We start from the raw sequence: 17491 nt of genomic DNA on the forward strand, positions 1-17491 counted from the left end.
ACTTGCTTTTCGCGCCAAGAACGGTCGGGTTTTTCACAGGGAAAATCTGCTCCGACAGAAATTTACATGAAGCTGACGGGGTCTATGTCGATTTGGACGCGCAAATCACCCTTGGCTTTTTCTGCACTCGCCAGCCAAAACCGCACGTAACCGGACAAATCAAAGTCTCGCCCAGACTGCGCAAGAAGACGCACGCGATGACGCCCTCTTATCATAGAGACAGGTGCGTCCGCTGGCCCAAAGAGCCGGACACCTTCAGCCATGGGTGCGGAGGTCAGGAGCATACGGGCATGAGCCATAGCGAGTGCCTGCTCGCCTGAGGAGACGATTAGCGCCGCAAGACGCCCGAAAGGCGGCATGCCACCGGCTTCCCGAGCATGAAGCTCGGAGGCGTAGAAGGCCTCGCGATCCCCGCTCACCATGGCTTTCATTACCGGATGATCGGGGTGGTAGGTCTGCAAGAACGCCTTGCCGTGCTGAGAGGCTCGGCCAGCTCGACCGGCAACCTGGGTGAGAATCTGGAAGGTTTTCTCCGAGGCGCGAGGGTCGCCGTGAGCGAGCCCGAGATCGGCATCCAGAACGCCAACAACAGAGAGCTTCTCGAAATGGTGACCTTTGGACACCAGCTGCGTGCCGATGATGAGATCAAATTCGCCGCGTGCCACTTCAGAGAATCGGTCGCGCAACTGTGTATGCGAGCCCATGTCCGTGGAGAGCAGCACGCGACGCGCGTCGGGGAATCGAACCGCAACCTCCTCAGCCACGCGTTCGATGCCTGGGCCGACAGCTGTTAGGCTTTCGGTATCCCCACATTCGCCGCAGACCTTGGGCGTTTTCATCTCATGGCCGCAGTGGTGGCACATGATGACGCCACGGAATCGGTGTTCCACCATCCACGCCGAGCAGTCGGGGCATTTATATTGATGCCCGCAGGAGCGGCAGAGGGTGAGCGGCGCGTAGCCGCGACGATTAAGAAAGAGAAGTGCCTGTTCGCCTCGATCCAAGGCCGCAAAAATCTCGCGGGCCAGAGTGGGTGCGATCCACTCTCCTTTTTCCGGCCCATCGGTGCGCATGTCGAGCGCGGTGATATTGGGCATGGCCGCCTCGGCAAAGCGCGAGGTGAGCCGAACATGGGCATAGCGCCCCTGATTGGCATTGTTGCGCGATTCGACCGAAGGCGTGGCCGAGGAGAGGATGACGCGCGCCTTAGCAAACTGAGCCCGCACGATCGCCATATCGCGGGCGTGATAGGTAAAACCTTCTGACTGCTTATATGCGCCGTCATGCTCTTCATCGAGCACCAGCAGGCCCAACTCGCGGAATGGCAAAAACAGGGCCGAACGCGCGCCAACGACAGCGCGGACCGTGCCATCCAAGACGCCACGCCAAATCTTGGCGCGTTGCGCCGGCGTTAAATCCGAGTGCCATTCCGCCGGGCGTGTCCCAAAACGGCGGGTGAAGCGATCGATGAATGTGTTGGTGAGGGCGATTTCGGGCAGCAGAATCACCGCCTGACGCCCGGCACGCAGCGTATCGGCCACCGCTTCAAAAAAGACTTCGGTTTTGCCGCCCCCAGTGACGCCATCGAGTAGAGCAACGCCAAAATTGTGGGCGCCCGTCTCTAATATCTGATTGAGCGCACTCTGCTGTTCGGGGCTAAGGGTGGATGGCGCCGCATCAGGATTAGGTATTTGGACGATGGGCGCGGCAGCCAATTCGATTCGCTCAACCACACCCGCCTTTTCCAATCCCTCCACCACTGAGGCTGACACCCCGGCCGCGCCGATGAGTGCAGGCTTGGGCCAAGCCATCTCATCGGCCAAAATCTCAAGCACCCGGTCACGCGCGCTGGTCATTTTATCAGGCACAACGCCGGTGCGGCGAAACGCAGTTGTCGGCTTGGGCGCATCCAGCGCTTCGGGAGAGCGCAGAACGCCGCGCAAAACCTGGCCCGGCGGGGTAATCGTATAACGGGCGACCCAATCGACCAGACGCATCAGCTCGTCAGAGAGCGGGGGAACATCATATGCCAGGGCGATATCGCGCAGACGATTATGAGCAAAACTGTCTTTGGGCGCACCCCAGACAACGCCCAAAACCAAACGCGGCCCCAAGGGCACAGACACAATGGAGCCACGCTCAACACTCATGCCATGAGGCACGCGATAGCTATAGGGCCCCTCTACGGCGACCCCGACCATGACGGCGACAATGTCTGGGCGATCTAACATGGGCCCTTTTGTGCATGAGAGCGCAGGCGTGACAAGAGCCGAGGGCCAAGCTGTCAGCGCGAAATTTGTTCGCTCAATGTTCTAGAAGGTTAAGACCTCGTTTACAATCCACAGCCGTTGTCGCAGGGCAGCTAGAACCAAAGTCGGGGCTCCGCCGCCCCTAGTGAATACCTTAAGAACGCGAACTTATCCGGTCCCGTCGGACCGTCTGGCCCAATGGCCTCATCCTCACTCATGTCTGCTGCCTATGGACACCCCGCCAACGAGCGACCGCCCGCGCCGTCGCGACGCCGCTAAACATATTTTGCACCCGCACACCCTTCGCGACGGCATGAGGATAGCCCCTCAGCCGCATGTTCGCGCCTCAGCAATGGCCGGGGTACAAGCGGCGCTGACCGGCGCGATTGCTATGCCGCTGATCTATATCTCGCCCTTCGCCCATCTCCTCAGCTTTGCCGCGCTTGGCTCTATTGTCGCCCTTTACGGGCGCTTTGCGCCCGCGCAACGAAGGAATTGGTTGCTGCTCTATTGCATGCTGTCGCAGACCGCTGTGGTTCTGGTCACATCGACCGCGGCTTGGCTGGGCGCCCCAAACCTTGTCATGCTGATCGTGCTGGCGCTGTGCTGCGGCGGACTGATGTTCGTTCAACAGACGGTCAAGATGGGCGCGCCGGGAGCGCTTTTGATGGTGTTTGCAGCAGGGGCATCCTTCGACACGCCAGTGCGCTTTGTCGAAATCATCGAACGTGGCCTGACGGTGATGCTCGTTGGTTTGCTCGCCTGGGCAATCTGTTTTCTCACGGAGAAATTTCGCAACGACCCATCGGCCTTTGTGCCCGGTGAGCCCGCCCTGCCCCGCAAGCGGCGCATTGAAGTAGCGCTCTCTATTACGCTCGCGACGTTTCTAGCAGCGGCGGCCTCCCAGCTGATCGGCGCTTCCCACCCCTCGTGGGCGGCAATGGGGGCGATGGCAGCAATGACCGGGCCACACCTCTACCATGCGCTCCATCGTGGGGTTCAGCGCCTTTTGGGCGTCGTGATTGGGGCCGCCATTGCTGGCGTGATTCTGATATTCGAACCCAATGTCTGGCAGATGATGGGGCTCATCGTCGGGCTCCAGATCATCACCGAAATCATCATCGGCTCGAACTATGCGCTTGGGCAAATGTTGGTAACGCCGATGGCGCTGCTGATGACAGTGATCGGCATGCCGGGCGTATCAGGATTTCATATGGCTACCGAGCGCATTTGGGACACGCTGATCGGGGCGGCGATTGGACTGGTGCTCGCCATTTTGCTCTCATCGCAGCCGGACCGCCTAGAGTTGGCCGCCTATAAAGCTGCCAAGAGCAACAAGAGCTAAACGGCTAGAGTTTATTCATGGAAAGGCGCTAGGGTCTCCCTATGACCGATAGCGCCTTTGCCACCGATCCTTTTGTCCGCGATAGCGTTGAGAACTGGCTCAGAGAGCTGGGCTCGATCAAGCGTCTTGCCCCCAAAACGCTGGAAGCCTATGGGCGCGACATTGGCCAGTTCATGAGCTTTTTGTCAGGCCATATGGGCGGAGCGGTGACGCTCGCGTTTCTAAAAGACCTACGCGGCGCTGATATTCGCGCTTTTATGGCGGAGCGGCGCAATGACAGCTTGGGCTCCCGCTCGCTGGCGCGGGTCCTGTCCTCGCTACGCAGCTATTTTCAATTCCTAGAGCGCGAGGGGATCCTTACATCCGAAGCCCTCAACGTCATCCGCAGCCCCAAAATCCCCAGAACACTGCCAAAGGCCCTGACTGTTATTGAGGCCAAGGAAACGGTGAGCATGGCGGGCGAACTTGAGGACAGGCCTTGGGTCGCGGCAAGGGATATGGCGGTGATTGCCCTCTGCTATGGGGCGGGCTTGCGTATTTCGGAAGCCTTGGCGCTGCGAAAAGCTGATTTGGAAAGCACGACACTGCGCGTCACCGGCAAGGGCGGCAAGGTGCGCATGGTGCCTCTCATCGCCTCCGTGCGTGCTTTTATCGACAGCTATCTTGGCCTTCTGCCTTTCGCGGTAAAACCAGACGAGCCCATGTTTCGCGCTATTCGAGGCGGGATTCTCGGCCCCCGACCAATCCAAGCGCGAATGGAATTGTTGCGCTCGGCCCTTGGCCTGCCACAAACGGCAACACCGCACGCGCTGCGGCACTCTTTTGCAACCCATTTGCTCGGCAAGGGGGGCGATCTGCGTGCCATCCAAGAGCTTTTGGGCCATGCCAGCCTGTCGACAACGCAGATTTATACGGCCGTCGACACAGAGCGGCTTTTGGAAAGCTACGCCCTTTCGCACCCGCGCGGCTAATTGGACGAATTTGCAGGCTTTGGGCTTTCGCGCTGTCCAAATCAACGTCTAAGCTTCTTACATGACCGCACAAATTTCCCCGGCGCCGCGCAGTGACCATTTGGGCTATGGCCTTGCCTTTGCGGGGGCGGCACTGTTCTCGACCAAGGGTGTGTTTATTAAGCTCGCCTTTGCTGCGGGGGTGACAACCGAGGGCACGCTGGCACTGCGTATGCTGGTCGCCCTGCCCGTCTACCTCGTCATTTTGGCGATACTGCTCTCCCGCCGACCGAAGCTGAAAGCGCTGCTGACGCCAAAAACACTCGCGGCCTCAATGGCGGTCGGGGCCTTGGGCTATTATCTCTCAAGCTATCTCGATTTCGCCGGGCTGGCTTTCGTTTCAGCCCAATATGAACGTCTCGTGCTGTTTACCTACCCGTTCTTTGTGCTGCTCTTTGGCGTCTGGTTTTTCGGTGACCGGATGATCTGGCAATTGGTGCCACCCATGTTGGTGAGCTATGCCGGACTGCTGGTGATTTTTGTCTGGAACCTCACCGTGTCGCCCGATGGACTGTGGCAGGGCACGCTTTTGGTCTTGGGGTCTGCGCTGACGTTCGCGCTCTATCAGCACTTGGCCAAGCGCCAAATGCTGATTCTGGGCTCAGGGCTGTTCACCTGCATCGGCATGGCGACAGCGGCTGTGCTGGCCATCGGCCAATCTGCCGTGCTCGACGGGGTCACTGCCTATGCCCAGTATGACAGCTACATCTGGTCTCTTGCGTTCATGCTCGGGATTTTCGGTACAGTGCTGCCGTCGTTCTTGCTGAACACGGCAATCTCGCGGATTGGCGCCCGCGCCACCTCGTCGACGGCCAGTTTTGGACCCATCGTGACGATTTTGCTCGCCGTTGTCATTTTAGGTGAAGCCTTCACCCCTTATCACGCGTTAGGCACTGCACTGGTTCTTTCAGGTTCATGGCTGTTTGCTAAAAAGGAGCGCCAGTACAAAATCAAAAGCGCATGACGCTTGGTTCCCATACGAAACGGCCTTAGGCTTGGAACCAATTCAAGTGCATCTGGGGTAAGACGACTATGAGAACATCAAGCAAGGGCCTGAGCTCTTCCCTCCTGATCGCAGCACTGATGGCCGGCCTGACATTGCCAGCATCAGCGCAGGACACGTCGGTAAATTTCGGCGACGACACTTCCGAATGGGCCAATGACGGGGAATGCGATGATCCTCGCTTCACCGGCGAAAACATGGCCGAGGAACTGGAAGCCGCCGACACTCTAAAAGACGCGACCGACTGCCAGACACTGTTCGATGCGGGCAAGATCACCCTCGCGGAAACAGCAGACGAAGCTGATGCTGCTGGGGCCGTGGCACGCGCAGAGGCTATCGCCGATGCTGAAATTGATTTTGGCGACGACAGCTCCCAATGGGCCAATGACGGGGAATGCGATGACCCTCGCTTCACCGGCGCAAATATGGCGACGGAGCTTCTTCCCGAAGATGCTCTAAGAGACGCGACGGATTGTAAGGCGCTGTTTGACGCCGGAGACATCACCTTCGCAGATGACGGCGGCGACGCTAGCCTCGAACGCACAAGCATCGACGACATCGACTTTGGCGATGATTCTTCGCAGTGGGCCAATGACCTCGAATGCGATGACCCACGGTTTGCCGGTCCAGGCATGAACAGCGCCCTGCTGACGGAAGACGAAAAGGCTGACGCCTCTGACTGCCGCGAAGCCTATGAAGACGGGACCATCCACCTGGTCGGCGAAGGCGAGGACGAAGCGGCAACGCCGGTTCGATCCGCCGCGGCGACTGCGTCTCTTGAGGCCATCGCGCGACGCATCGATTTTGGGGACGATAGCGGCGAGTGGGCCAACGACGGCGAATGTGATGACCCAGACTTTTTCGGGCCTGGCGCGTCGAATTTGACGGATGGCGGGACACGGTCGGCGGATGCGAGCGACTGCCGCGCAGCGTTTCTGGCAGGCGATGTTTCGTTCAAGACAGTCGACCAGCTCAACGTCGCCTTTGACTTTGGCGACGATAGCTCGCGTTGGGCCAATGACGGGGAATGCGATGACCCGCGTTTTGCCGGGACAGGGCTCAATAAGAAGATGCTGTTCGAGGACATTATGAGCGACGCCAGCGACTGCGAGGCGCAGTTTAACGCAGGCAGTGTCACCATCAAGCCGGTCTACACGCCCGAATATGCCCTCGGCGCGCCCTATGATAGCAGCGAGATCGACTTTGGTGACGACACCTCAAGCTATGCCAATGACGGCCAGTGCGATGATCCGCGCTTTGAAGGGCCAGGGGTCGCAGGCACCGTGTTTGAAAGCGATACACGCGCCGACGCCACCGACTGCAAGTCGGCCTATGAGACCGGCAAGGCAATGCTGATCGACGCCGAGTAATCTCTCTGGCAGCCAACAAAAAACGGCGGGGTCAAACCCCGCCGTTTGTCATTTCAGTATAGCGATAGCGCTATTAAGCGACCTGACGCTCGACCATCATCTTCTTGATCTGCGCAATGGCCTTGGCGGGGTTGAGACCCTTGGGGCAAACCTTGGTGCAGTTCATAATGGTGTGGCAGCGATACAGCTTGAACGGGTCTTCAAGATTATCGAGACGGTCATTGGTGGTTTCATCGCGGCTGTCGATGAGCCAGCGATAGGCCTGCAGCAGCGCCGCCGGACCAAGATACTTCTCACCATTCCACCAATAGCTCGGGCACGAGGTCGAGCAGCAGGCGCACAGAATGCACTCGTAAAGACCATCGAGCTTGGAGCGGTCTTCAACCGACTGCTTCCATTCTTTTTCCGGCGTTGGCGAGGTGGTCTTAAGCCAAGGCTCAATAGCACGGTGCTGCGCATAGAAATTGGTCAGGTCAGGAACCAGATCCTTGACCACTGGCATGTGCGGCAGCGGGTAGATTTTCACCGGACCGGTGGAATCGTCCATGCCCTTGGTACAGGCCAGCGTATTGAGCCCGTTGATATTCATCGAGCACGACCCACAGATGCCTTCACGGCAAGAGCGGCGCAGCGTCAGCGTGGGATCGGTGTTGTTCTTGATATAGAGCAGCGCATCGAGAACCATTGGGCCGCAATTGTCGAGATCGACGAAATAGGTGTCGATCCGCGGGTTCTCGTTTTTGTCCGGGTCATAGCGATAAACATGATATTCGCGCAGACGCGTCGCGCCTTCAGGCTTGGGCCAGGTTTTGCCCTTCTGCGGCTGGTCTGCCTTGCGCAGGGTCAGTTCGGCCATTTCTCAACTTCCTTTCGACACGCCGCTCAACTCGGCGCGAAAACCGTAAAAGCCCGATTAGTAGTTCGGCTTGCAGACTTGGTTCGATTTGGCGACGTAGGCATTGTAGGCGACGTAGTCTTCAGACTTGGGCGATCCGCCCTTCATCGAAGAAATCACGACAGCCATAAAGCGCTCATCAATCAACGACATGGCCGCATCGGCCTTGCACGCACACAGCTCTTGGTTCTGCGAGATGTTTAAGCACACCTCGAAGAACTCCTGCTTTTGTGCGGCCGTCGGAGTGGCGGCATAAGCGGGAACCGCCAAAGCGAGGCTCATGCACACGGCACCTGCAATAGTGAGCTTATTCATGCGCTTACCTACGTGTAATTTTTACAGGACGGGGACCGAACATGGAGTCGATCGTGCCCGCATAACTGTCGTTACCATCGCTGGCGAACTGGCCAATAATCCGTCCCGACGCATTGGTCAGCGCAAAGCCAGTCCCTGCACTCATCCAGCCGCGCGCATCGCTAAAGTCACTCGAACAGAAACCTGTCTGATCGAGCACCTTGGCGCCAGCACTGCCGCTTAAGGGGCCATTGCCGAACGACACCTGGCAGCTGCGGGCAAATTCGTCGCGAATGTACCAAGTGCCCATCGGCGCGAACAAGGACGAGGACGAACCATCGCTGGAGACGTGGAACGAGCCGCCAGTGACCACACGCTGGCCGGTCTGGGGATCAATCTGGCTCGTCGTCGTGATAAAATTATTGCCCTCTGACGAGGTCACCGACTGCTGGCCGAAGGTGCCCGACCCAGCGCTATAAGTGCTTGGGCCGGTATCGGTGGTTTCACAGCCAGCCAAAAGGAGCGCCACGCCGAGTGTGAGGCAGCCTGCGGCTATGCGTTGCGGTTTAGTCATAACCATTGCTTCCACCAAACCTTAGTAAACGCGTGCTTTTGGCGCGATTTTCTTGAGATCGATACCGCCCTGATCCTGCGAGGTCAGGGGATCAAGAATGACCGGGCGATAGCTCAGCTCGACCGCGCCAGTGTCTACATTAACCCGGCTCAGCGTGTGCTTGCGCCAATTGCCGTCGTCGCGGTTCGGGAAATCTTCGTGCGCATGCGCGCCGCGGCTTTCCTGACGCGCTTCCGCCGAGACAACGGTCGCAATAGCGCAGGTCATCAGGTTTTCCAGCTCCAGCGTTTCCACCAGATCGGAATTCCAGATCAGCGAGCGGTCAGTAACCTTCACGTCTGGCAGACGCTTGTAGATTTCGTTCATCTTGACGACGCCCTGCTTGAGCGAGTCATCGGTGCGGAACACAGCGGCATCGGACTGCATCGTGCGCTGCATTTCATCGCGCAGCTTGGCGGTCGGCTGGCTGCCGTTGGCATTGCGCAGACGATCAAAGCGCGACAGGATTTTAGCGTCTTCAGCCGCATTGATGCCCGGCACCGGTGCTTCACGGTCAATCACCTGACCGGCACGGATTGCAGCCGCACGGCCAAAGACCACAAGGTCGGTCAGTGAGTTCGAGCCAAGACGGTTGGCGCCATGCACCGATGCACAGGCAGCTTCGCCAACGGCCATCAGGCCCGGCACGATGCGGTTTGGTTCGTCTTCGGTCGGGTTGAGCACTTCGCCGTGGTAGTTCGCCGGAATACCACCCATATTGTAGTGAACGGTCGGTAGAACCGGGATCGGTTCACGAGTGAGATCGACACCAGCGAAGATTTTGGCGCTTTCGGTAATGCCCGGCAGGCGCTCATGCAGCACCTTTGGATCAAGGTGATCAAGGTGCAGATAGATGTGGTCCTTGTTTGGACCGACGCCGCGACCTTCGCGAATTTCAAGCGTCATGCAGCGCGAAACCACGTCGCGCGAGGCAAGGTCCTTAGCGTTGGGCGCATAGCGCTCCATAAAACGCTCGCCCTCGGAATTGGTCAGATACCCGCCTTCGCCACGCGCGCCTTCGGTAATCAGAACGCCAGCGCCGTAGATGCCGGTCGGGTGGAACTGCACAAACTCCATGTCCTGCAGCGGCAGGCCAGCACGTGCGACCATGCCATTGCCGTCACCCGTGCAGGTGTGAGCCGAGGTAGCCGAGAAGTAGGAGCGACCGTAACCGCCGGTGGCCAGAACCACCATCTTGGCGCGGAAGCGATGCAGCGTGCCATCGTCGAGCTTCCAGGCGATTACGCCCTGACACTCGCCGTTTTCGCCCATGATTAGGTCGAGCGCGAAATATTCGATAAAGAACTGCGCTTCGTTCTTGATCGATTGGCCATAGAGGGTGTGGAGGATCGCGTGGCCGGTACGGTCAGCGGCAGCGCAAGTGCGCTGGACCGGAGGACCATCACCAAATTCGGTCATGTGACCGCCGAACGGGCGCTGGTAAATCTTGCCGTCCTGCGTACGGCTGAACGGCACGCCATAGTGCTCCAGCTCATAAATCGCCGCAGGCGCTTCACGTGCGAGATATTCCATGGCGTCGTTATCGCCGAGCCAGTCCGAACCCTTGACGGTATCGTACATGTGCCACTGCCAGCTATCCGGGCCCATGTTCTGGAGCGAAGCGGCAATACCACCCTGCGCCGCCACAGTGTGCGAGCGGGTTGGGAAAACCTTAGTGATACAGGCGGTATTAAAACCCTGCTCGGCCATGCCGAGGGTCGCGCGCAAACCCGCACCACCCGCGCCAACAACCACCACGTCAAATTCGTGGTCGATCAATTCGTAGTTGGCCATGAGTTCAACCCCAGAAGACAAGCTTGAGCACGGCAATGATGCCGAGCGCGCCAAGCAGCAGACAGAAAAGCGTATTGAGAAGCATGGCCAGATCGTAGGTCTTGCCGTGCATATAGTCCTCAAGCGTATCGCGCATGCCATTGCGCATGTGGATCGCGGCCACCGCGATCAACACAGCCAATGGCAGGCCGATGTACCAAGCACCAATCAGCTCAACCACGTCGGAGCGATCTTCGCCCGCCAGTTGAACCATGATGAACAGGGTCAGTGCGAGAAGGACAATGTTGACCGCGCCGCTTACGCGCTGGGTAATGAAGTGGCGTGTCGAAGCGCGCGCATTACCATAATGCGATTTCGGATTGGCGATCTGCTCATAAGAGATTTTGTTGTCGCTCATGGCTTAGCCCACCCACACAAAAACGGTCCAGATCACGAGCGTGATCACAACCGAAGCAATAATCGTTGCCCAAGCCATTTTCTCGCGCTGGCCCGGCTCCATCATTGCAGCGCTGTCCCAGACGAAGTGGCGAATGCCACCGCACATGTGATGAACAAGGCTCCAGGAAAACAGGAACATCACGATCTGGCCAAACCAGCTGCCATAGACGCCGTTGACCACATCCAGCGCATCAGCGCTGAAGGCAGCCGCCAGCAGCCAAATGACGAAAAGCGAAACACCAAAGTAGTTCGCAATGCCTGTGGCGCGGTGAAAGATGGACATCGTCATGGTGACGGTCCAACGGTAAATCTGCAAATGCGGCGAAGTGGGGCGGGCTCTGACCGTCATGGGGACTCTGTTCCGGGACCGACTGGCGCGACGAGGTGTCGCGGACAGTTTGGAATTGGTCTAGGTTTTAGACTCACGGCGTCCGGAAATCAAAGCCCTCTGACAGCCGGAAGCTCATACTTTCTGCGCAAGCCGCACTTTGTTCGCAGAGCGCACAAGGCGTTCGCACCCCGCCTCGGACTTAATACTGCGGATATTTTACTAGATTGGCAGCGATTTAGGCGATCGGCGCAATAAAGTTTTGACATAAAACTATCAGTAAACATCTGTCACCAACCAGAATTCAGAACTACACTACAATCAACTCACTGCAGCGCAAAGTATTGTAATCAATAAGTAATATCTGAGTGGGAAGCTTCCAAGCATCAACAGGAGGTTGGTGCTATGCGTATGTTCCGAAGTGTTCGGTCCAGAATTTACGGCGCGTTTGGCGCCCTAACAGTACTAATCATCGCTACTGGCGCAGCGGCAATTATGCTGATGTCAAATGCCGAACATTTATTTCATGAATACCGTGCGACAGCCCGAGAATCCCTGACCGTCGACGAGCATGCTGCAGACGTTTCTCTGCTGCGAATTGATTTCTTGAACTATTTGCTCAACCCAACGCCCGAATGGGCTGATGAGGTTCGCAAAGTCGCCACACGCATTGCAACGGCAAATGAGGAGACTGACCAGCTCTTCGAGCATGACCCGCATGCGCTTGAGGTCACCAACCAGGTGCGCGTTCTCGCGGCGCAGTATCTGAACAATTTCGAAACGGTCGCCCGTGCCCAAGCCACCGGAGCAGACCCACGCAATCACGCGCTCACCTCCACGCTGACCGCTCTCGGCCCACGGATGTACGAGCTCTATCAGGGCCTGTCGTCGGAAACCCACACTCGGCAGAACGCACTTGGCCCGCGCATCTCTGAACAAGAAGCGCTGCAGCTGACCATCATCATGATTATTTCAGCTGTAGGTCTGGTCATTGGCCTAGCGCTGGCTATCGTCACCGGTCGTTGGCTGAACGGTACATTCGCCAAGCTCACGGGCACCATGGGTAAGCTGACGGATGGTAATTACGATATTGCCATTGAAGGCACCCAAACCCAGAACGAATTGGGCGAAATGGCGCGTGCACTCGAAACCTTCCGCGTCAACGGCATCAATGTGCAGTTGGCCGAGGAAGAAAAACAAGTGCGCGCCGCTGAGATAGCAGCCCGTGCTGACATGATGGCCAACTTCCAGAGCGCCTTTGACGGCGTAATCGAAAAAGCCATTGCTGGTGATTTCAGCGCCCGCCTCGCCACCCGCTTTGGTGATCCTGAAATCGATCGGATCGCAGGCAATCTTGATGGCATGCTCGATAGTATCGAAGAAGCGCTCGACGAGGCCGATCGTGTGCTGAGCTCGATGGCACGAGCCGATCTGCGAGACCGCATGAGCGGGGATTATCGCGGCGCCTTCTCGCGCCTCAAGCAGAGTACAAACTCGGTTGCTGACAAGATCGAGTCCATTACATTGCAGCTACGCGATACCTCCCGCTCGCTCAAGCGCGCCACTCGCGAAATTCTTGAAGGCGCGAACGATCTGTCTGAGCGCACGACCCGCCAAGCCGCGACCATTGAGGAGACCTCCGCCGCAATGGATCAGCTGGCCAATACCGTGACGCTGAATGCGACACGAGCCCGCGAAGCCAGTGACAGCGCCGAACGCATGAGTTCAATTGCAGAAGCCAGCAATGAAGTTATGGGCCAGGCCACCAATGCAATGGAGCGCATTTCCACCTCAGCTGCCAAAATCTCCAACATCATTGGCCTGATTGACGACATCGCCTTCCAGACCAACCTTCTGGCGCTCAACGCCTCAGTGGAAGCGGCGCGCGCTGGCGAGTCCGGCAAGGGCTTTGCGGTTGTGGCCGTGGAAGTGCGGCGTCTGGCACAAAGTGCGGCGCAAGCATCGTCCGATGTTAAGGCCTTGATCGAACAGTCTGGCGATGAAGTGCGGAACGGCACCAAGCTCGTCAGTGATGTGGCCGGTCGTTTGACGGAAATTGTCGAAGGGGTCAGCTCTTCAGCGGCTCTGATGGGCAATATTGCGAGCGACAGCCAAGCTCAGGCTTCTGGAATTGGTGAAGTGAATATCGCTGTGCGTCAGATGGATGAAATGACCCAGCACAACGCGGCGCTCGTTGAAGAAATGAACGCTTCCATCGAGCAGACCGAAGGTCAAGCCAGCCGCGTAGATTCGATCGTTGAAACCTTCACGCTGCGCGATTCTGCGGCGATGGACTCGGCCAACGAAACCACGTCCTCCAGTTCTGCCGACAAAGTGTCCGGCGCACGTGGACTTATTAAGAGCGTGCAGAAAGCGGCTAAAACCTACTTCGGCGGGCAAGCTGCGACCGCCGAAGCGTGGAACGAGTTCTAGACTTCGCAAAGAAACCAGTGAGGGCGCTAAAACAGCGTCCTCGCCAATCGGCTCCTCCCGAGTGTTTCTCCCGTTTCAGTACCAGCTCGCTGGTAATGGGCGGGAGAAATGCTTTTAGTAATCGGTGAGTTTACGGCTTGGGTCGTAGACCTGTTCATCAACAATACGCGTGACAGCTTGGCCACACCGCATTTTTTTCGTCACCTGATCATAAGCGTAAGTTGGACTACCATGTAATTGCCACCCCTCGGTCAAGGCCTTTGTGACCTTGTGACAGAAAGAAGAGTCGTCCTCGCCCGTCAGAAAACGATAGATCTGCATAATTGCCCCCCATATACGGCTAAAGCCGGTGTTGATCTTGAAGGCTCTTACAGCTAATCGAGTGGTTATGCATAGCTTTCCTCAGCATCTTCTCGATGGCCACGCGAACTTCATGTCCGGGCGTTATACCCGGGAAAAGGAACGCATTCGCGGTCTAGCCGACCTTGGCCAAAACCCAACCACAATGATTATTGCCTGCTGCGACAGTCGCGCGGCGCCAGAAATGATTTTCGACTCTGGCCCGGGTGAAATGTTCGTGCTGCGCAACGTCGGCAATCTTGTACCCACGTACCAACCAGACGGTGGGCAGCACGGCACCTCAGCCGGCATCGAATATGCCGTTAAGGCGCTCGGCGTCTCCAATATCGTCATCATGGGCCATGGGCGCTGCGGCGGCATGCAGGCGGCGCTCAACCCAGCGACGACCCCTCTGGATAGCGGCGACTTTATCGGCAAGTGGCTCGGCATGCTCGGCGATCTGCCAAGCCAGCTGGCTGGCGCGGATCTGTTGACCCAGTCTGAACGCCAGACGGCAATGGAGCGCATTTCGATACGCAACTCCATTCAGAACCTGCGCAGTTTCCCTTATGTGAGCCAGCTGGAAGCCGAAGGCAAACTGGCCGTACATGGCGCATGGTTTGATATTTCGACCGGGGAATTGTGGGTTATGAACCAGAACGGCGACTTTATCCGCCCCTTCCCCTAATAAAACGCCCCCAACCCATCTTTATAAAAAGCAGGCAGGTCTTCCCGCCTGCTTTTTGCCTTTTATGGGCATTTGATCTGCCACGATCGTGATCAATTGAGCTGCAGGGACACTTCACTTTAGTTCAGATCTGTCACTTCAGACGATTGTTTTCATTTAATGGCAGTGGCTTATACCGGTCTCAAAATGGTCCCGACATGGGTCCAGCCTCGCCCCATGAGGGCACACAACTGGCCATATTACGCCGTCAGATTGTTTCTCGCGGTGCCATTCAGCTCCGCCAGTGCCCCGAAAGGGCATTGCATGAAAGCTATCAGCATGGAGAAACCCATGAAGAAGACATTGCTTACATCTGTTATCGCCCTTGGCCTCACCAGCGCTGCCTTTGCGCAGGTTGCAACGCCCACGGACTTCGCTTCTGTTGACACCGACGCGGACAGCGCAATTTCTATCGCTGAAGCACAAGTGGCTTGGCCAGACCTAACGCCTGAAGCCTTCGCTGCGGCTGACACCGATGGCAATGGCGCACTCTCTGCCGAAGAATATGACGTCTTGCTGGCAGCAAGCGCACAATAATCGACCTGCCGTCGGCCGCCCTAACTGATCAGGGCGGCCGCAGCCATTCCCAGTCAGATGGAGGACCCTCCATGCGCATTATCCTTAAGGCTCTTGCAGCGTTGACCCTTTCATCGAGCCTAAGCTTTGCCCAATCCCCACTGACCTTTCAGGCCGTCGATACCGATGGCAATGGGCGACTGAGCTTTGAAGAATTGCGCGTAGTCTGGCCCGATCTGAGCCAAGACGAATATGCGCGAGCGGACGCGGATGGACGGGGCGGGCTCACGCCAGAACAACTCAATGGCCTGCAGCCCACCGCTTTACCGTCGCCCGCCATGATGCTTGACCCAGCCCCATCCGAGCCCATTGAGCCCGTTTTGGACTAAGCCACGCTGCGTCGTTTCGCTAGCGTCACAGCGAGGCCAGCAATGACGAACATCGCGCCCAAAATTTCAACGCCTGTAATTGTTTCGCCCAAGACCAGATAGGCCGAGGCCAAGCCGGTGACCGGAACGAGCAGGGTGAATGGTGCCACCACTGAAGCGGGGTGACGCATCAGCAGCCACGCCCAGATAACGCCGCCCAGCATGGATGATGGATAGGCCAAAAATGCAATCAGGCCTGCGTCGCTCAAACTAAAGCTCGATATCGCCGTGGCGATCGCGGCTCCCCCTTCGGTGAGCAGGGACAAAGCCAGAAGGGGCAAGGGCGCAGCAAGCGACCCCCAAACGGTGAGCAATAGTGGATTGACGCGCCTAGCCATGCGCGTCAGCACATTGGCCACGCCCCAAGCCAAAGCCGCCAGAACAGTAAAACTGAGCGGCAAGAATTCCGTCCCGCTCAAACGCTCAGTGGCAATGACGGCAATGCCGAAAAACGCCACACCCGCCCCCATGATCTGAAACCGATTGGGTCGCTCTCCTAAAATCAGGAAGGCGATGATCATGGTGAAAAAGGCCTGCACCTGCAGCACCAGCGAGGACAGACCCGCAGGCATGCCCCAGGCCATGGACAGGTTGAGGAAGGCATAGAGTGCAAAGCCAAAAGCCAAGCCATAGGCAATGACCAACCACGCCGGGGCTTTAGGGGGCTTGATGAAAAAGACCGCCGGAATGGCGACAGCGAGAAAACGCAGCGCCGCTGCGAACAGTGGCGGCATCGCCTCAACGCTCAGCTTGATGACGACGAAGTTAAAGCCCCAGATCGCAACAACCACAAGAGCGAGCAAAACATGACGGATAGGCATTAGCGGACGCGCACGCGGTTAAGAAAACGAGGCCCAAACACATTGAGCAGTAGGCCCAGAAAGATCAGCAGACTGCCCCCAATCTCAAACCAGCTCATCTGCTCACCTAAGATGAAATAGGCCGCAACAAAGCCAACGATGGGCACCAGCAGGGTAAATGGCGCGACCATGCTGGCGGGATATTTGCCCAGCAAAAATGCCCAACAGCCATAACCCAAAAGCGTCGAGCCATAGGCGATAAACAGCACCGAGCCGATAGCTTGCGGCGAAACAGCGAGAAGATCGGTGATGGCGCTCGGGCCATCAAAAATCAGCGCCAAGACGATCATCGGCAAGGGCGGGATCAACGCGCCCCAAACAACGAAGGCCAACATATCGATTTTGCCCGCCTGTTTGGTGACGATGTTGGAAACAACCCACCAGAAGGCCGCGACAATGGTCAACAGCAGCGGCCCCCAAATGGCGCCGCCAACATGCTCGGCCCCGATGACGCTCAAACCGACAAGCGCTAGTCCCGCGCCGGCCCACTGCACCCACGCCGGGCGATCGCGCAGAACCAGCACCGCCAGCGCTAGGGTGAAAAACACCTGCATTTGCATGACGAGACTGGCGAGCCCGGCGGGCATGCCTTCGCGCATGGCCAAGAATAGGAAACTGAACTGCAGCACCCCAACGCTAAAGCCATAAGCGGTGAGCAGGCCAAGGCTGACTTGGGGCCTTCGGATAAAAAAGACTGCCGGGAGCGCACACCCGATATAGCGCAGCGCAGTCAGCATATAGGGCGAGATTTCTTCGACGCCCCATTTGATGGCGATAAAATTGATGCCCCAAACCAGCACCACAATGAGCGCCAGAACCAGATCGCGCGGCTGCATTACACTGGTCCTT

Annotated in this window: 18 protein-coding genes; 8 read left to right on the forward strand and 10 right to left on the reverse strand. The window is 57.7% G+C overall.

From position 1 onward, the window contains the following. Nucleotides 1–62: 62 nt before the first annotated feature. A complete protein-coding gene (locus JHC09_RS14860; protein WP_199532608.1) occupies nt 63–2231 on the reverse strand; it encodes a primosomal protein N' in 2169 nt (722 codons plus the stop codon). A gap of 247 nt (nt 2232–2478) precedes the next feature. On the opposite strand from JHC09_RS14860, the gene JHC09_RS14865 reads away from it, so the two are divergent. The 4 genes from JHC09_RS14865 (at nt 2479) to JHC09_RS14880 (ending at nt 6977) form a co-directional block, all read left to right on the forward strand. Continuing rightward, nucleotides 2479–3594 (forward strand): FUSC family protein, encoded by a 1116-nt coding sequence (locus JHC09_RS14865; RefSeq protein WP_199532609.1) that lies wholly within the window; start codon nt 2479–2481, stop codon nt 3592–3594. A gap of 41 nt (nt 3595–3635) precedes the next feature. Further along, nucleotides 3636–4565 carry a tyrosine recombinase XerC gene (locus JHC09_RS14870; RefSeq protein WP_199532610.1) on the forward strand — a complete coding sequence of 310 codons (930 nt, stop codon included), beginning with the start codon at nt 3636–3638 and terminating at the stop codon, nt 4563–4565. A gap of 61 nt (nt 4566–4626) precedes the next feature. Continuing rightward, nucleotides 4627–5568 (forward strand): DMT family transporter, encoded by a 942-nt coding sequence (locus JHC09_RS14875; protein WP_199532611.1) that lies wholly within the window; start codon nt 4627–4629, stop codon nt 5566–5568. Between the two features lie 68 nt (nt 5569–5636). After that, complete coding sequence (locus JHC09_RS14880) at nt 5637–6977, forward strand: hypothetical protein (RefSeq protein WP_199532612.1); 1341 nt, start codon at nt 5637–5639, stop codon at nt 6975–6977. A 73-nt stretch (nt 6978–7050) separates the two neighbouring features. On the opposite strand, the gene JHC09_RS14885 is transcribed toward JHC09_RS14880, so the two are convergent. The 6 genes from JHC09_RS14885 to sdhC are packed head-to-tail and all read right to left on the reverse strand — an operon-like array spanning nt 7051 to nt 11360. Beyond that, nucleotides 7051–7833: a succinate dehydrogenase iron-sulfur subunit gene (locus JHC09_RS14885; protein ID WP_169196532.1), complete on the reverse strand. Its 783-nt coding sequence runs from the start codon at nt 7831–7833 to the stop codon at nt 7051–7053. Between the two features lie 57 nt (nt 7834–7890). Then, nucleotides 7891–8187 (reverse strand): hypothetical protein, encoded by a 297-nt coding sequence (locus JHC09_RS14890; RefSeq protein WP_169196533.1) that lies wholly within the window; start codon nt 8185–8187, stop codon nt 7891–7893. A 4-nt stretch (nt 8188–8191) separates the two neighbouring features. Next, nucleotides 8192–8740: a hypothetical protein gene (locus JHC09_RS14895; RefSeq protein ID WP_199532613.1), complete on the reverse strand. Its 549-nt coding sequence runs from the start codon at nt 8738–8740 to the stop codon at nt 8192–8194. A gap of 21 nt (nt 8741–8761) precedes the next feature. Further along, nucleotides 8762–10573 (reverse strand): succinate dehydrogenase flavoprotein subunit, encoded by a 1812-nt coding sequence (gene sdhA / locus JHC09_RS14900; protein ID WP_199532614.1) that lies wholly within the window; start codon nt 10571–10573, stop codon nt 8762–8764. 4 nt (nt 10574–10577) lie between these two features. Beyond that, nucleotides 10578–10970, reverse strand: coding sequence for a succinate dehydrogenase, hydrophobic membrane anchor protein (gene sdhD, locus JHC09_RS14905; protein WP_199532615.1), 393 nt, complete (start codon nt 10968–10970; stop codon nt 10578–10580). A 3-nt stretch (nt 10971–10973) separates the two neighbouring features. Then, nucleotides 10974–11360, reverse strand: coding sequence for a succinate dehydrogenase, cytochrome b556 subunit (sdhC, locus tag JHC09_RS14910; protein ID WP_169196537.1), 387 nt, complete (start codon nt 11358–11360; stop codon nt 10974–10976). A 384-nt stretch (nt 11361–11744) separates the two neighbouring features. On the opposite strand from sdhC, the gene JHC09_RS14915 reads away from it, so the two are divergent. After that, on the forward strand, nt 11745–13772 hold the full coding sequence (locus JHC09_RS14915; protein ID WP_248309041.1) for a methyl-accepting chemotaxis protein: 2028 nt from the start codon (nt 11745–11747) through the stop codon (nt 13770–13772). 114 nt (nt 13773–13886) lie between these two features. On the opposite strand, the gene JHC09_RS14920 is transcribed toward JHC09_RS14915, so the two are convergent. Next, nucleotides 13887–14093: a DUF1737 domain-containing protein gene (locus tag JHC09_RS14920; protein WP_169196538.1), complete on the reverse strand. Its 207-nt coding sequence runs from the start codon at nt 14091–14093 to the stop codon at nt 13887–13889. A gap of 67 nt (nt 14094–14160) precedes the next feature. On the opposite strand from JHC09_RS14920, the gene JHC09_RS14925 reads away from it, so the two are divergent. The 3 genes from JHC09_RS14925 to JHC09_RS14935 all read left to right on the forward strand — a co-directional run bounded on the left by JHC09_RS14925 (nt 14161) and on the right by JHC09_RS14935 (nt 15743). After that, the gene (locus JHC09_RS14925; RefSeq protein ID WP_199532616.1) at nt 14161–14799 is read left to right on the forward strand and encodes a carbonic anhydrase; all 639 of its coding nucleotides are present in this window, start codon (nt 14161–14163) and stop codon (nt 14797–14799) included. A gap of 330 nt (nt 14800–15129) precedes the next feature. Next, entirely contained in the window at nt 15130–15375 is a 246-nt protein-coding gene (locus JHC09_RS14930; RefSeq protein WP_199532617.1) for a hypothetical protein, read from the forward strand. Between the two features lie 71 nt (nt 15376–15446). Then, entirely contained in the window at nt 15447–15743 is a 297-nt protein-coding gene (locus JHC09_RS14935) for a hypothetical protein (protein WP_199532618.1), read from the forward strand. Here the strand turns inward: JHC09_RS14935 and JHC09_RS14940 are convergent. Together JHC09_RS14940 and JHC09_RS14945 are read right to left on the reverse strand one after the other, a co-directional pair. Further along, the gene (locus JHC09_RS14940) at nt 15740–16603 is read right to left on the reverse strand and encodes an EamA family transporter (protein WP_199532619.1); all 864 of its coding nucleotides are present in this window, start codon (nt 16601–16603) and stop codon (nt 15740–15742) included. The genes JHC09_RS14935 and JHC09_RS14940 overlap by 4 nt on opposite strands. Beyond that, nucleotides 16603–17478: an EamA family transporter gene (locus tag JHC09_RS14945; RefSeq protein ID WP_199532620.1), complete on the reverse strand. Its 876-nt coding sequence runs from the start codon at nt 17476–17478 to the stop codon at nt 16603–16605. The genes JHC09_RS14940 and JHC09_RS14945 overlap by 1 nt, the downstream gene beginning before the upstream one ends. Nucleotides 17479–17491 lie beyond the last annotated feature (13 nt).

Origin of the sequence: Devosia sp. MC532 (genome assembly GCF_016461625.1) — a bacterium.
GTDB lineage: Bacteria > Pseudomonadota > Alphaproteobacteria > Rhizobiales > Devosiaceae > Devosia.